The 14,276-nt window shown below is 65.3% G+C and carries 18 protein-coding genes; 12 read left to right on the top strand and 6 right to left on the bottom strand.

The window, feature by feature from the left end; all coding sequences use genetic code 11:
* The first annotated feature begins 24 nt into the window (after nucleotides 1–24).
* From BJ6T_RS34905 to BJ6T_RS34925, 5 genes are all read left to right on the top strand, one after another.
* The gene (locus BJ6T_RS34905) at nucleotides 25–1,452 is read left to right on the top strand and encodes an FAD-binding oxidoreductase (RefSeq protein ID WP_014497296.1); all 1,428 of its coding nucleotides are present in this window, start codon (nucleotides 25–27) and stop codon (nucleotides 1,450–1,452) included.
* Nucleotides 1,449–1,889: a GNAT family acetyltransferase gene (locus tag BJ6T_RS34910; RefSeq protein ID WP_014497297.1), complete on the top strand. Its 441-nt coding sequence runs from the start codon at nucleotides 1,449–1,451 to the stop codon at nucleotides 1,887–1,889. The genes BJ6T_RS34905 and BJ6T_RS34910 overlap by 4 nt, the downstream gene beginning before the upstream one ends.
* Nucleotides 1,890–1,902: 13 nt before the next feature.
* Entirely contained in the window at nucleotides 1,903–2,484 is a 582-nt protein-coding gene (locus BJ6T_RS34915) for an NUDIX hydrolase (RefSeq protein WP_014497298.1), read from the top strand.
* A gap of 262 nt (nucleotides 2,485–2,746) precedes the next feature.
* Complete coding sequence (locus tag BJ6T_RS34920; RefSeq protein WP_014497299.1) at nucleotides 2,747–3,676, top strand: glycine reductase; 930 nt, start codon at nucleotides 2,747–2,749, stop codon at nucleotides 3,674–3,676.
* Nucleotides 3,677–3,712: 36 nt separating this feature from the next.
* A complete protein-coding gene (locus BJ6T_RS34925; protein ID WP_014497300.1) occupies nucleotides 3,713–4,906 on the top strand; it encodes a CaiB/BaiF CoA transferase family protein in 1,194 nt (397 codons plus the stop codon).
* A gap of 127 nt (nucleotides 4,907–5,033) precedes the next feature.
* Here BJ6T_RS34925 and BJ6T_RS34930 read toward each other — a convergent pair whose 3' ends face one another.
* Nucleotides 5,034–5,798, bottom strand: a complete 765-nt coding sequence (locus BJ6T_RS34930; protein WP_014497301.1) for an SOS response-associated peptidase — start codon at nucleotides 5,796–5,798, stop codon at nucleotides 5,034–5,036.
* Nucleotides 5,799–5,861: 63 nt separating this feature from the next.
* Between BJ6T_RS34930 and BJ6T_RS34935 the strand changes: the two genes are divergently transcribed.
* The 4 genes from BJ6T_RS34935 to BJ6T_RS34950 all read left to right on the top strand — a co-directional run bounded on the left by BJ6T_RS34935 (nucleotide 5,862) and on the right by BJ6T_RS34950 (nucleotide 7,736).
* Complete coding sequence (locus BJ6T_RS34935) at nucleotides 5,862–6,362, top strand: hypothetical protein (RefSeq protein ID WP_014497302.1); 501 nt, start codon at nucleotides 5,862–5,864, stop codon at nucleotides 6,360–6,362.
* 19 nt (nucleotides 6,363–6,381) lie between these two features.
* Nucleotides 6,382–6,816, top strand: coding sequence for an NUDIX hydrolase (locus BJ6T_RS34940; protein ID WP_014497303.1), 435 nt, complete (start codon nucleotides 6,382–6,384; stop codon nucleotides 6,814–6,816).
* 46 nt (nucleotides 6,817–6,862) lie between these two features.
* Nucleotides 6,863–7,240, top strand: coding sequence for a TIGR02301 family protein (locus tag BJ6T_RS34945; protein WP_014497304.1), 378 nt, complete (start codon nucleotides 6,863–6,865; stop codon nucleotides 7,238–7,240).
* A gap of 229 nt (nucleotides 7,241–7,469) precedes the next feature.
* Nucleotides 7,470–7,736 (top strand): hypothetical protein, encoded by a 267-nt coding sequence (locus tag BJ6T_RS34950; RefSeq protein WP_014497305.1) that lies wholly within the window; start codon nucleotides 7,470–7,472, stop codon nucleotides 7,734–7,736.
* A 196-nt stretch (nucleotides 7,737–7,932) separates the two neighbouring features.
* On the opposite strand, the gene BJ6T_RS34955 is transcribed toward BJ6T_RS34950, so the two are convergent.
* From BJ6T_RS34955 to BJ6T_RS34975, 5 genes are all read right to left on the bottom strand, one after another.
* Nucleotides 7,933–8,253: a cupredoxin domain-containing protein gene (locus BJ6T_RS34955; RefSeq protein WP_014497306.1), complete on the bottom strand. Its 321-nt coding sequence runs from the start codon at nucleotides 8,251–8,253 to the stop codon at nucleotides 7,933–7,935.
* Between the two features lie 8 nt (nucleotides 8,254–8,261).
* Nucleotides 8,262–8,795, bottom strand: coding sequence for a DUF4142 domain-containing protein (locus tag BJ6T_RS34960; RefSeq protein ID WP_014497307.1), 534 nt, complete (start codon nucleotides 8,793–8,795; stop codon nucleotides 8,262–8,264).
* Between the two features lie 88 nt (nucleotides 8,796–8,883).
* A complete protein-coding gene (locus tag BJ6T_RS34965; protein ID WP_014497308.1) occupies nucleotides 8,884–9,573 on the bottom strand; it encodes an RNA polymerase sigma factor in 690 nt (229 codons plus the stop codon).
* A 101-nt stretch (nucleotides 9,574–9,674) separates the two neighbouring features.
* Nucleotides 9,675–10,538 (bottom strand): sulfurtransferase, encoded by an 864-nt coding sequence (locus tag BJ6T_RS34970; RefSeq protein WP_014497309.1) that lies wholly within the window; start codon nucleotides 10,536–10,538, stop codon nucleotides 9,675–9,677.
* Nucleotides 10,539–10,681: 143 nt separating this feature from the next.
* Nucleotides 10,682–12,016 carry a dihydroorotase gene (locus tag BJ6T_RS34975; protein ID WP_014497310.1) on the bottom strand — a complete coding sequence of 445 codons (1,335 nt, stop codon included), beginning with the start codon at nucleotides 12,014–12,016 and terminating at the stop codon, nucleotides 10,682–10,684.
* Nucleotides 12,017–12,117: 101 nt separating this feature from the next.
* Here BJ6T_RS34975 and ygfZ point away from each other — a divergent pair, with 101 nt between their 5' ends.
* From ygfZ to BJ6T_RS34990, 3 genes are read left to right on the top strand one after another with little or no spacing between them, the layout of a single operon-like run.
* Nucleotides 12,118–12,993, top strand: coding sequence for a CAF17-like 4Fe-4S cluster assembly/insertion protein YgfZ (gene ygfZ / locus BJ6T_RS34980; RefSeq protein ID WP_014497311.1), 876 nt, complete (start codon nucleotides 12,118–12,120; stop codon nucleotides 12,991–12,993).
* The gene (locus BJ6T_RS34985; protein ID WP_014497312.1) at nucleotides 12,990–13,616 is read left to right on the top strand and encodes a DNA-3-methyladenine glycosylase I; all 627 of its coding nucleotides are present in this window, start codon (nucleotides 12,990–12,992) and stop codon (nucleotides 13,614–13,616) included. Before ygfZ ends, BJ6T_RS34985 begins: the two co-directional genes overlap by 4 nt.
* Nucleotides 13,613–14,227 carry a YfbR-like 5'-deoxynucleotidase gene (locus BJ6T_RS34990; protein WP_014497313.1) on the top strand — a complete coding sequence of 205 codons (615 nt, stop codon included), beginning with the start codon at nucleotides 13,613–13,615 and terminating at the stop codon, nucleotides 14,225–14,227. The genes BJ6T_RS34985 and BJ6T_RS34990 overlap by 4 nt, the downstream gene beginning before the upstream one ends.
* Nucleotides 14,228–14,276 lie beyond the last annotated feature (49 nt).

Below are 14,276 nucleotides of genomic sequence, written 5' to 3' on the forward strand. Positions count from 1 at the left end.
TAAAAGCGAAGAAGAGACAAGAGCATGAACGTCAATAAATCTGCCACCCCGCCGCTTGCGCCCGAGCTGATCGAACAATTCCGCAAGATCGTCGGCGACCGCCACGCGATCACCGACGCGGCCGACATCGAGGCTTACGTCACCGAGGAGCGCAACCTGTTTCATGGCCGCTCGCCGCTGGTGCTGCGCCCGGGCTCGACGGCGGAAGTCTCGGCGATCTGCAAGCTCGCCTCCGCGCACGGAATCGCGCTGGTGCCGCAGGGCGGCAACACCGGGCTCGTCGGCGGCCAGACGCCGCACAACGGCGAGGTGGTGGTGTCGCTGCGCCGGCTCGACAAGATCCGCGAGGTCGACACCGCCTCCAACACCATGACCTGCGAGGCCGGCGTCGTGCTCCAGGTCGCGCAGCAGAAGGCGGCCGACGTGGACCGGCTGTTTCCGCTCTCGCTCGGTGCCGAAGGCAGCTGCACCATCGGCGGCAATCTCTCGACCAATGCCGGCGGCACCGCCGCGCTCGCCTATGGCGTCGCGCGGGAGATGGCGCTGGGGCTGGAGGTCGTGCTCGCCGACGGGCGCGTGCTCAACGTGCTGTCGAAGCTGAAAAAGGACAACACCGGCTACAATCTGCACAACCTCTTCATCGGCGCCGAAGGCACGCTCGGCATCATCACGGCGGCCACGCTCAAACTGTTTCCGAAACCGCGGGCGGTCGAGACCGCCTTCGTCGGGCTGAAATCGCCGGCGGCGGCGCTGAAGCTGCTGACCATCGCGCAAGGCGAAGCCGCGAGCGCGCTGACGAGCTTTGAGCTGCTGTCGGAGATGGCGGTCGACTTTTCGGTCCGCCACGGCATCGACGTGCGCGATCCGCTCGAAGCAAAACATCCCTGGTACGTGCTGATGGAATTGTCCTCGCCCGGCGACGATGCCCGCACGCCGCTGGAGACGATCCTGACGCGCGCCATGGAAGACGAGATCGTCGACGACGCCGTGATCGCGGCCAACCTCACCCAGCGCAACGGCTTCTGGAAGCTGCGCGAGGAGATGTCGTCGGCGCAGAAGCCCGAGGGCGGCTCGATCAAGCATGACATCTCCGTTCCGGTCGCCGCCGTGCCCGCCTTCATCGACGAGGCCAATGCCGCCGTCGTGAAACTGATCCCCGGCGCGCGGCCGGTGCCGTTCGGCCATCTCGGCGACGGCAATCTGCATTACAATGTCAGCGAGCCCATCGGCGCCAACACCGCGGATTACCTGGCGCGCTGGCACGAGATGAACGCGGTCGTGTTCGAGATCGTGCTGCGCATGGGCGGCTCGATCTCGGCCGAGCACGGCATCGGCGTGCTCAAGCGCGACGAACTGCCCGAGGTGAAGGACAAGACCGCGATCGAGCTGATGCGCGCGATCAAGGCGATGCTGGATCCGCACGGCATCATGAATCCGGGGAAGGTGCTGTGAGCGTCTCACTTACGATCGACGCCATCAACGATGCCGATGTCGAGAACGTCGTCGCGCTGTGGCAGCGCTGCGGCCTGACGCGGCCCTGGAACGATCCGCATGCCGACATCGCGCTGGCGCGGCGGCGCGACAATTCGACCGTGCTGATCGGCCGCGACGGCGGCGCGATCATCGCCACCGCCATGGTCGGCCATGACGGCCATCGCGGCTGGGTCTATTACGTCGCGGTCGATCCCGATGGGCGCAAGCGCGGCTATGGCCGCGTCATCATGGCCGCGGCCGAGGACTGGCTGCGCCAGGCCGGCATTTTGAAGCTGCAGCTGCTGGTCCGCCGCGAGAACGCGCAAGCCAATGCGTTCTACCAGTCGCTGGGTTTCGAAGAATCCACCTCGGTGATGTTCCAGAAGTGGCTCGACGGCCGCGCTTCCACAACGTAGCTGGAAAACAGCAATGACCATTTCCGACCGCGTCCGCATCAAGGACGTCCGCGTGCTCTCGGACGGCTGGACCACGCTGAAGACCACGACGTTCGAGTACCGGCGCGCCAATGGCGAGTGGCAGACGCAGCACCGCGAAACCTATGAGCGCGACAACGCCGCCGCCGTGCTGCCGTATAATCGCGCACGGCGTACGGTGATCCTGGTGCGCCAGTTCCGTTTGCCGGCCTTTATCCGCGGCTACGACGATCTCCTGATCGAAGCGGCCGCCGGCGTGCTCGACGATGCCTCCCCCGAGGTGCGCATCCGCGCCGAGGCCGAGGAGGAGACCGGCTATCGCCTGCACCACGTCCACAAGGTGTTCGAGGCCTTCATGAGCCCCGGCGCCATCACCGAGAAGCTGCATTTCTTCGTCGCCGAATACGAGCCGGAGATGCGGGTCAGCGACGGCGGCGGCCTGGAGCATGAGGGCGAGGACATCGAGGTGCTGGAGCTCTCGATCGACGAGGCCTTGGCGATGATCGCGGACGGCCGCATCATCGACGCCAAGGCGATCATGCTGCTGCAATACGCGGCGCTGCACGTGTTCAGGTGAGCGCTCTCTTCACCTCGCCCCGCTTGCGGAGGGGTCGGATTGCATCGAAGATGCAATCTGGGTGAGGGGGACTCTCCACGAGTCTCACCGTCACCTCCCTTGCGGAGACTCCCCCTCTCCCCGCAAGCGGGGCGAGGGAGCGCACCTGCCGCGCGGCGAGCTATTGCGCAATGCAATTCTGCCCTGCGCCGCCCCGCCCCGGTTGAGCAATTCCAAAACTATCTCTAGTCTGGCGCCAACCAAGAACCAGGAGACGCGCCCCATGTCCGCTCCGCGCGACGACGAATTCGGCTTTGCGCCCGACTATGACTCTCCCATCCCCTATATGCAGCGCACGCGCGAATATTACACCGCGATCGGCTACACCACGCCGTATCGTTGGGCGCACTACACTCAGGCGCCGTTCCAGCCGCTGAAGAAACCGCTGGCGCAATCGCGCGTGACGATCATCACCACGGCCGCGCCTTACGATCCCACCAAGGGCGACCAGGGGCCGGGCGCGGCGTATAATGGCGGCGCCAAATTCTACCAGGTCTATGACGGCGACACCTCGAAACAGCACGACCTGCGCATCTCGCATATCGGCTACGACCGCAAGCACACCACGGCGACCGACAACGGCACCTGGTTTCCGCTGCCGCAGCTTTTGACGGCATCCGCCGCAGGTCGCATCGGCGAGGTGAGCCAGCGTTTCTTCGGCGCGCCGACCAATCGCAGCCATCGCGTCACGCTCGACACCGACGCGCCGGAAATCCTGGCGCGCTGCCTCGCCGACAAGGTCGATGTCGCCGTGCTGGTGCCGAACTGCCCGGTCTGCCACCAGACCACCGCGCTGGTGGCGCGGCATCTCGAGGCCAACGGCATTCCGACAGTGGTGATGGGCTGTGCCAAGGACATCATCGAGCATGCCGCCGTGCCGCGCTTCTTGTTCTCGGACTTCCCGCTCGGCAATTCCGCCGGCAAGCCGCACGACGTCGCCTCGCAGGCGCAGACGCTGGAGCTCGCGCTGAAGCTGCTGGAAAGCGCGAGCGGTCCGCAGACCACGATGCAGTCGCCGCTGCGCTGGAGCGAGGACGCCTCCTGGAAGCTCGACTACAACAACGTCGCACAGCTCTCACCCGAGGAGCTCGCGCGCCGCCGCGCCGAATTCGACAAGCAGAAGGAGATCGCGCGCGGCAACCGCGCCGCCTGACGTCCTCCGACAACGACAAACAAAGGGGAGAGCGACGTGACGCGACCGTTCGAGGGCGTGAAGATCCTGGACTTCACGCAGGTGCTGGCCGGCCCCTATGCGAGCTACCAGCTCGCGCTGCTCGGGGCAGATGTCATCAAGGTCGAGCGGCGCGAGGGTGAAGACATGCGCCGCACGCCGCTCAGCCGCGAATGGGCCGAGCGTGGGCTCGCGCCGGCGTTCCAGGCCATCAACGGCAACAAGCGCAGCCTGACGCTCGATTTGCAGAAGCCCGACGCCATCGCGATCGTGAAGAAGCTCGCCGCGCAAGTCGACGTCGTCATGGAGAATTTTCGCCCGGGCGTGATGGACAGGCTCGGGATCGGCTACGAGGCGCTGTCGGCGATCAATCCAAAGCTGATCTATTGCGCCGTGTCCGGCTTCGGCCAGACCGGCCCGGACCGCCTGCGGCCCGGCTATGACGGCAAGATGCAGGCGCTGTCCGGCATCATGGCGATCACCGGCCACCCGGAGACGGGGCCGACGCGCGCGGGCTTTGCGGTGTGCGACGTGCTCTCGGGCGCCACCGCTGCCTTCGGCGTATCGAGCGCGCTGTATCAGCGCGACCGCACCGGCCAGGGACAGCTGATTGACGTCTCGATGCTGGAGGCGACGATGGCGTTTCTCTCGGGACAGATCGCGGACTGGTCGGTCGCCGGGCATCGCCAACAGCTTTCGGGCAACCAGGCCGTGAGCCGCCGGACCACGGCAAATCTGTTCAGATGCGGCGACGGCCACATCCTGCTCGCCGTCAATAACGAGAAGCAGTACCGCGCGCTGATGTCCACGCTCGGCCGCGAGGACACACTGTCGGACCCGCGCTTCGCCGACTGGTTCGCGCGCAACGAGAACGAGAGCGCATTGCGCGCCATCATCGAGGAGGCGCTGGCGGCCAGGCCTGCGCGCGAGTGGGAGACAATCCTGGAAGATGCCGGCGCGCCCTGCGCCAGCATCTGGAAGGTCGAGGAGGTCATCGATCATTCGCAAATCAAGGCCCGCGGCGCGATCCAGGAGCTGGATACACCCTACGGCCGCCTGCGCTTCGCCGGCAGTGGCTTCAAACTCGCCCATGGCGGCGGCAAGCTCGATCGGATGGCGCCGGAATTGGGCGCGGATACGGATGCGGTGCTGGGCGAGCTGGGATTCGATGCAGCGGAGATCGCGGCGCTGAGGGCAAAAGAGATCGTGTGAGAGCGGTGCTACAAACTCCGCTGTCGTAGGGTGGGCAAAGCGAAGCGTGCCCACCATCGTGCATCGCGTGACCGGAGAGAAGGTGGGCACGGCGCTTTGCGCCTTTGCCCACCCTACGGCACTGCGGCTAGAACAACGATCCCTGCCCGTCATCCGGCGAGCTAGCAGCAACCTTCCGGGCCGCCTTCTTCGGTTTCGCAGCCTCTGCCTCGGCCGCCATCTCCTCCACGCTGATCGGCAACACGAGCTGATTGTCGTCATTGGCGACGCGGTTGACGCGGGTGGAGACCGGGTGCCAGGCGAATTCGCCGATGCGCGGGGCCGACATCAGCGGCAACACGGCATCGACATCGTCGCCGCGGCTGTCGAGCCAGCGTTCGAAATCGCGCGGGCTGATGGTGACCGGCACGCGGTCGTGCAGGGCGGCGAGATCCTCGCCCGCCGCCGCCGTGACGATCGCGACGGTGTCGAGCTCCTCACCGTTCGGCCCGACCCAGGTCTCGAATACCGCAGCGAAGCCGAGCGGCTCGCCGTCGGCGCGATGGATGAAGAAGGGCTGCTTGCGGCCGCCCTCCGCCTTCCATTCATAATAGCCGTCGGCGGGAATCAGGCCGCGGCGCCTCCGAATCGCGTTCTTGAAGGCTGGCTTTTCCAGCACCGTCTCGGAGCGCGCGTTGATCAGGAGTGTAAATCCCTTGGGATCCTTGACCCAGCTCGGCAACAATCCCCAGCGCATCAAGCGGAAATGGCGCGCGCCGTTCTCGAGCAGCACGACCGGAATCGGTTGTGTCGGCGCGACATTGTACCGTGACGGGAAATTCGGCTGCTCGACATAGCCGAACAGTTGCCGCAAAGCCGCGGGGGCCGAAGTTATGACGAAGCGTCCACACATCCTTGGATATCTATATAGGGGCCGTTCAGGTCCTTTTAACCCCGAACGTTAACACTGCGGCAGATGAGCTCAACGGCCTCCCAACCCGCGCGGACGCATGTACAGACGGGCCCCGAGGCCGCCGCCTGGGCCGAGCGGCTGCGCGTGGCCAACATCAACCCGCGAACCGGGCTTGCCACCGACTATCTCAACCATTTCAATGAAGCCGTGATGCTGCTGGAAATGGTCCCGGACATGCCGGAATGCGCCGAAGATTTTTTGACCTGGTCGCCGCTGTCCTATGCCGAGCATTTCACCGCGTCGAATTTCAAGGCACGGGATCTGGCCATCGAAGCCTATGAGAAGGCCGATCCGAACGTGCGCGCCCAGTTCGACCACATCACGGATACAATGACCTCGATCCTGACAGCGGTCGGCTCGGCCATGCGCGAGGTCGAGAAGGACACGACCCGCGTCCGCCTCGCCGAGCAGGCCACGCTCTGGGTCAAGCCGCTGATCGCGGCCTGCGGCGGCATCATCAATGGCGGCGCGGAGGCCGACGTCGACACCATCATGGCGAATTGAGCCAAAGGTTGTTGAAGATATGTCCGCGGTCATCCAGCCCACCCACCCCCAGATCGCGGTCAGTGCCGCCATCTTCCGTGACGGCAAGGTGCTTCTGACCCGCCGCGCCCGCTCGCCCGCCAAGGGGTTCTATTCGCTGCCGGGCGGCCGGGTCGAGTTCGGCGAATCGCTGCATCAGGCGCTGGCGCGCGAGGTCGACGAGGAGACCGGGCTCGCCATCGAGATCATTGGCCTCGCCGGCTGGCGCGAGGTGCTGCCGGCCGCCCCCGGCGCCGGCCATTATCTGATCATGTCCTTTGCCGCCCGCTGGGTGGCCAGGGAGCCCGCTCTCAACGACGAGCTCGACGATTACCGCTGGATCGCCCCCGACGCCTTGGCGAGCCTCGGCGACCTCAAGCTGACTGGGGGGCTGGAGGAGGTCATCCAGTCGGCCGCCCGGCTGATCGGGCCCTGACCACCCGTCTTGCGTCAGCCGCCCCGAGGGGGCATACACCCCGCCGATGTCCACGCGATTTCTGGCCATTTTTGCCCTGATTCTCGCCTGCGCCTCCGTGCCCACGAGGGCCCAGGACGTGGCGGCGCCGTTTGACGCCGATTTGCAGCGGCTGGCGGAGATCCTCGGCGGGCTGCATTACCTGCGCGGCATCTGCGGGTCCAACGAGGGCAACAAATGGCGCAACGAGATGCAGGCGCTGATCGATGCCGAAACCCCCTCGGGCGAGCGCCGCACCCGCATGATCGCCGGCTTCAACCGCGGCTATAACGGCTTCCAGCAGACCTACCGGAGTTGCACGCCGGCCGCGACGGTGGCGATCCGCCGCTATATCGAGGAGGGCTCGAAGATCTCGCGCGATCTCACGGCGCGTTACGCGAACTAGCTCTCCGTCATTCCGGGGCTCGACGAAGTCGAGAGCTATGATGCGCAATTGCGCATCATGGCTCTCGCTACGCGCGACCCGGAATGACCGAGTAGCGGAACCCTGTCATCGACTTTGTTCACAGCCGTTAACCGTTCCTAAAGATGTGGCCTAGCGGGCGTTAATACGCGTGCTACACCTTTCGTACAGCGCATCGCCGTGGATCGCGCCCCAGCCCTGATCGAGTTTCATGAGCCATTCAGTGTCCTACGCCCCCGCCCGCGCGCCGCTGCCCGATCACGAGCAGAAACAGGCCGCGCTGAGCTATCTCAACGAGGCCTGGGCCGAGGCGCGGCATGATGGCGTCGACGGCGACTGCCTGGCGCAGGCGAGCCTGTTTGCGGCATTCGCCGAGCTCGTCGGCACCTACGGCGAGGATGCGGTGGCGAAATTCGTAGAGGGCTTTCCGGGCCGCATCCGCAACGGCGAATTTTCGGTCACTCTCGCAAGGCAGTAAGCTTCTTGCGAAAAATGACCCCGCCACACGGGCGGGGCCAGTCTACGGATGAATGACCTGGCGAACGGGCTCTGGCGAACTGGTTCGCGAAGTCTGCCGCGTTTATCGCACGGAAGCCGCCTCCCCCGGACAAGCATTAGTCTCGCGATGACCGGGAGATATTCCCGCTACGATTGGGAATGCACTCCCCCTATCTTCACGGCGCGACCTTGAGCGTCGCTTTCATGTTGGGATGATAGCGGCAGTAGTAGTCGACTGTTCCCGCCTTTTTCAGAACTGACGTCGCCGACTTCTTCGGTGGCAGCATCACGTCGAAATCGCCGTTCTTCGCCGTGGCGGTGTGCGCGAACACGTCGTTGTTGATCCATTCGATGGTATCACCGACCTTCGCGGACGTTTCGGCCGGTGAAACCACGAGATTTTCCATTGTGATCTGAATGGTCGCGGCGCGCGCCGGGACGACGATCGACAGCAAGACGACCGCAAGCGCGATCGAAGCGAGGTGTCCCGGCTTCATCCCACCCCCTATTTCAGCTCGGCCGCGACATGCTCGGCGTGCTGCTGATGGCCCTGAAAGATCTTCAGGCCGGTCTGCAACAGGCTCTTGAGCTCGGCATTTCCAGCGGACGGGATGAGCTGGGTTTCCAGCGCGCCGTTGACCGCCTTGTGGTAGGCGACCTCGTTCGCGACATAGGCCTTGTCGAAGGCCGCGCCGCTCAGCTTGCCGAGCTCAGCCAGCTTGTCGCTCGCCTGCTTCGACAGCGCCTTGCTGGTATCGTTGTCTTCAGGCGTAACGTTCAGCTTCTTGACCAGCGCCAGCGCCTGCTTGTTGACCGCCTCGTGGTCGCGCAGCATGTCCTCGGCAAACGCCTTGACGTCCTTGTTCTTGGCCTTTTTCTGCGCCTGCTTGGCCGCGTTGATGTCGATCACGCCCGCGGTATAGGCGATGTGAGCGATCTGCGGATCGGTGGGCTTGTCGGCTGCGCTCGCGCCTTGCGGCAGCGCCGGGCTCGACAACAGAATTGCCGCGGCCATCGCCGTGCTCCATCGGGTGAACATGTCTGAAACTCCTGTGTTGCCGGACGGTTTGCCGGCGTTGCTTCACAGGCATTGGATGGGATTTTCGCGCAAACGTTCCCGAAAAACTTCAACCGCCACTGCCGAGTCGCCTCAGCACCGATACGGTCAGCCGCTCGCAGCGCCACCCGGCGAACGGGAACGCATCCATCACCACCGGACCGATCTCCTTCTCGACGTTCTCCCGCAGCATGGTGCGCGCACGGTGCAGCCGGGTCTTCACGGTCTCGGGCTTGACGCCGAGCAGATCGGCGGTCTCCTCGATGTTCATCCCCTCCATGACGCGCGCGACGAAGACCATGCGGAAGACATCCGGCAGTTCGTCGATTGCGCGTTCGACGACGCGCTGGATTTCGCGTTGGGCCATGGTCCTTTCCGGATCGCCTGCGGGAGAAACGGGAAATTTTATGATCTGCGCGTCGAGCGCCTCCTCCGGCAGCGCGCCGAGCTCGACATGCGGCTTGCGGCTTCGCGCCCGGCCAAGCGCCTCGTTGATCGCAATGCGCGACAGCCAGGTCGACAGCCCGGACTCGCCGCGAAAGTCGTCCAGATGGGTAAAGGCCCGGACATAGGTTTCCTGCACCACGTCCTCGGCTTCGCTGTCGCTGCGCAGGATACCGCGCGCCAGACGGTAGAGCCTGCGGTTGTTGGCCTGCATGATCTCGCGCAACGCGGCCTCGTCACGGCCCCGCGCGCGGTCGACCAGTTCGGCTTCCGATGCTCTGGCGCCGGCGGACAGGCCGGCTGCGGTCCGCTGCATGGTGGTCGCCTGTTTCCATTCGATCCGGACATTGGATGCGGGGGCAGCGAAAAGGTTCCCGATTTTCTTCCTTACCCTCCCCCTCCAGGGGAGGGTAAGAGCTAGTCCGTCTCGATCGGCAGTGCCGGATCCCTCGCCCATTCGCCCATGGAGGCATCGTACAGCGTCAGCTTGTCGTAGCCGAGCTGTGTCAGCATGAGCAGGTCGATCGTCGCCGAGATGCCGCCGCCGCAATAGCAGATCACATTCTTGTCGCGCGTAACGCCCTGGGCCGCGAATTTCGCTTCGGCATCGGCAAGCGTCGTCAGCGTCTTGTCGGCCTTGGCGAGCGTGGCCGCGGGCACGTTGACGCTGCCGGGCACGCGGCCGGGCCGGCCGTAGCGGCTCGGCTCGAGGCCTTGATGAAATTGCGGCCCGAGCGCGTTGACGATCACGGTCGAGGAATCGCCGATCCGCGCCTTCACAGTGGTCTTGTCGACGAACAAGCCCGCGCGCGGCGCGGCCTTGAAGGTGGTGGCGGGATAGCCCTTCGGCGCGCCCGTCTCGACCGGGCGCCCCTCGTCCTTCCATTTGTCAAAACCGCCGTCGAGCACCTGTGCATCGACACCGAGCGAGCGCAGCATCCACCAGAACCGCGTCGACCACATCATGGTGCCGATGCCGTAGAGCACGATGGTCTTGGATGCGTCAGCGCCGTGGCGGCCGAAGGCGGCTTCTAGCTGGGGCACGCCAGCCATCATGAAGAGCTGTTGCGCGGAGGTGTCGGAGAACTCGCCTTGCAGGTCGAGGAAATCGGCGCCGGGGATGTGGCCGGCCGCGAACGTCTTGTCGCCGGGCACCGCGCGATAGGGCACATCGCTGCCCGGCGGCACCGGCTCGTTGTAGGTCGTGCAGTCGTAGAGGCGGAGGTTGGGATCGCCGAGGTGGGCTGCGAGTTGCGCGGTGGTGATGAGGGGTTGGGTCATGGACTGCTCTCCCTGTCGAGGGATTGTAGCTCTCTCCCCTCGTCATTGCGAGCGAAGCGAAGCAATCCAGACTGCCTCCGCGGAGAGATTCTGGATTGCTTCGTCGCTGCGCTCCTCGCAATGACGAGGCTAAAGAATGCCCCCTACTGCTTCAACGTCTCCAGAAACCGCACCGGCTCGCCCTGCGAGGCCGTCACCAGCTCGCCCTGCCACATCACGCGGCGGCCGCGGATGAAGGTGCCGACGGGCCAGCCGGTAACGCGGACGCCGTCATAGGGGGTCCAGCCGGCTTTGGACGCCACCCATTTGTTGGTGATGGTTTCGCTGCGCTTGAGATCGACGACCGTGAAGTCGGCGTCGTAGCCTGCGGCAATGCGGCCCTTGCAGGCCATGTTGTAGAGACGCGCGGGGCCCGCGCTGGTGAGGTCGACGAAGCGCGCCAGCGACAGGCGGCCGGCGTTGACGTGGTCGAGCATGAGCGGCACCAGCGTTTGCACGCCGGTCATGCCGGAGGGCGAGGCCGGATAGGTCTTCGACTTCTCTTCCAGCGTATGCGGGGCATGGTCGGAGCCGAGCACATCGATGATGCCCTGCTCGATGCCGCGCCAGATGCCGGCGCGGTGATCGGCCCCGCGCACCGGCGGGTTCATCTGCGCCAGCGTGCCGAGCCGCTCGTAGCATTCGGGTGCGACCAGCGTCAGATGATGCGGCGTCGCCTCGCAGGAGGCGACATCCTTGTGGTCGCGCAGGAACTCGATCTCTTCCTTGGTCGAGATGTGCAGCACGTGGATGCGCTTGCCGGTCTCGTGCGCGAGCTTGACCAATCGCTGCGTCGCCATCAGCGCGGCGGTCTCGTCGCGCCAGACCGGATGCGAACGCGGATCGCCCTCGATGCGCAGCGACTTGCGGTCGTTGAGGCGGTATTCATCCTCGGCGTGGAAGGCGGCGCGGCGGCGGATCACCTGGAAGATGCGGCGCAGGCTCTCGTCGTCCTCCACCAGCAGCGCGCCGGTCGACGAGCCGATGAACACCTTGACGCCCGCGCAGCCGGGCGCGCGCTCCAGCACCGGCAGATCCTGCACGTTCTCGCGGGTGCCGCCGATGAAGAACGCGAAATCGCAATGCATGCGATGATGGGCACGCTTCACCTTGTCGGTGAAGGTAGCCTCCGTCACGGTCAATGGCGACGTGTTCGGCATCTCGAACACGGCGGTGACGCCGCCCATCACGGCGCTGCGCGACCCTGTCTCGAGGTCTTCCTTCTGCTCCAGCCCGGGCTCGCGGAAATGCACCTGGGTATCCATCACGCCGGGCAGGATGTGGAGGCCCTTGCAGTCGATCACCTCGGCGGCGGAGGCCTGCGACAGCGGGCCCAGCTCCGCGATGCGGCCGTTGGTGATGCCGATATCGCGAACACCCTCGCCGTCCTGGTTGACGACGGTGCCGCCCTTGAGGATCACATCGAAGCGCTGGGTCATGGCTGAAGGCCTCTCTCATCCCCAAGCGCGGGGCTTGAGGTCTTGTCGTTTATGCCCTGCGGGCTTACGTTCCGGAGCAACATGTCGCAAGAGATTTTCACATGAAATCAGCGTTTCTTCCCGACCGGAGCGTGGTCAAGGTCGCGGGCGAGGACGCGCGCAACTTCCTCAACGGCCTGATCACGACCGATCTCGACAGGCTGAAGCCGGGCCTGGGGCGATTCGGTGCGCTGCTGACGCCGCAGGGCAAGATCATCGTGGATTTCCTGATCACCGAGGTGCCCGCAGGCCATGGCGGCGGGTTCCTGATCGACTGTCCGAAGGCGCTGGCCGAGGGCCTCGCCACCAAGCTGAAATTCTACAAGCTGCGCGCCAAGGTCACGGTGGAAAACCTCGATCTCGGCGTGCTCGCGGCCTGGGACGGCCAGCTCGCGGCGCAGCCGGACCTTGCGTTCGCCGATCCGCGCAATGAAGCGCTCGGCACTCGCATCCTGATCCCCGAAGATCTCAAGCAGAAGCTGTCCGATCTCATCGGCGCCGAGCTGGTCGACGCCGCCGAATACGAGACGCATCGTATCGCGCTCGGCGTGCCGCGCGGCGGGCTCGATTTCATGTACAGCGATGCGTTCCCGCACGAGACCAACATGGACCGCCTTGCCGGCGTCGATTTCGACAAGGGCTGCTATGTCGGCCAGGAGGTCGTCTCGCGCATGCAGCATCGCGGCACCGCGCGCACCCGCAGCGTCAAGGTGCTGCTCGATGACCTCTCGCCGGAGGCCGGCGTCAGTGTTATGGCCGGCGACAAGCCGGTCGGCACGATGGGCTCATCCGCGCAGGGCAAAGGCATCGCGCTGGTGCGTATCGACCGCGTTGCGGACGCGCTCGATGCCGGCCAGCCGCTCACCGCCGGCGGCCTCGCCGTGAGGCTCGCCGAACCCGACGTCGTCCGCATTCCCCTGAAGCAGCCCATCGCATGAGCCGAGCCCCCCGCCTGCATCCCGACGGAAAGACCCGCTGCCCCTGGCCCGGCGAAGACCCGCTCTATGTCGCCTATCACGACACCGAATGGGGCGTGCCGGAATATGACGACCGTGCGCTCTATGAAAAGCTGATCCTCGACGGCTTCCAGGCCGGCCTTTCCTGGATCACGATCCTGCGCAAGCGAGACAATTTCCGCAAAGCCTTCGATGATTTTCAGCCGGAGAAGATCGCGCGCTACAGCGACAAGAAGGTGCACGCGCTGATGAACGATGCCGGCATCGTGCGCAATCGCGCCAAGATCGACGGCGCGATCCTGAGCGCGAAATCGTATCTCGACATCATGGAGAAGGGCCCGGGCTTCTCGAAGCTGTTGTGGGACTTCATGGACGGACGGCCCAAGGTCAACAATTTCAAGACCACTGCGAGCGTGCCGGCCTCGACGCCGCTGTCGATGCAGATCTCCAAGGAACTGTCTTCGCGCGGCTTCAAATTCGTCGGTCCGACCATCGTCTACGCCTTCATGGAGGCGACCGGCATGGTCAACGACCATCTCGTCGACTGCCATTGTCACGCGAGCTGCGGCAAGACGCAGCGCAAGCCGCGCCTCAAGGCCAAATGACCGCGAAGAAAACGGCACGCGATGCGGCATCCCGCGCCTGGCAGCGCATGCTGTCGGGGCGGCGGCTCGATCTGCTCGATCCCTCTCCGCTCGATGTCGAGATCGCCGACATCGCGCATGGGCTCGCGCGCGTGGCGCGCTGGAACGGGCAGACCACCGGCGCGCACATCTTCTCGGTCGCGCAGCACACGCTTCTGGTGGAGACCGTGATGCGGCACGAGATGCCGCGCGTCGATGCGCGCATGCGGCTCGCCGCCCTGCTGCACGATGCGCCCGAATACGTGATCGGCGACATGATCTCGCCGTTCAAGGCCGTGCTCGACGGCCACTACAAGGCGGTGGAGAAGCGCCTGCTCGGCGCCATCCACATCCGCTTCGGCCTGCCGCCGGCGCTCCCCGAGGAGATCACGCAAGCCATCAAGGCGGCCGATCGCGGGGCGGCCTATCTGGAGGCAACCGAGCTTGCCGGCTTCAGCGAAAGCGAGGCGAAGCGCCTGTTCGGCAGGGACCCCGGCCTCTCCGACAGCGTCCGCCGCGACTACCTCACGCCCTGGACCGCGGCGCGGGCCGAGAAGCAGTTTCTGGAGCGGTTCAACGCGGTGTTCGCATAGCATCATCCCTTCGTAGGGTGGGCAAAGCGAAGCGTGCCCACCAAACTAG

Origin of the sequence: Bradyrhizobium japonicum USDA 6 (assembly GCF_000284375.1) — a bacterium.
GTDB lineage: Bacteria > Pseudomonadota > Alphaproteobacteria > Rhizobiales > Xanthobacteraceae > Bradyrhizobium > Bradyrhizobium japonicum.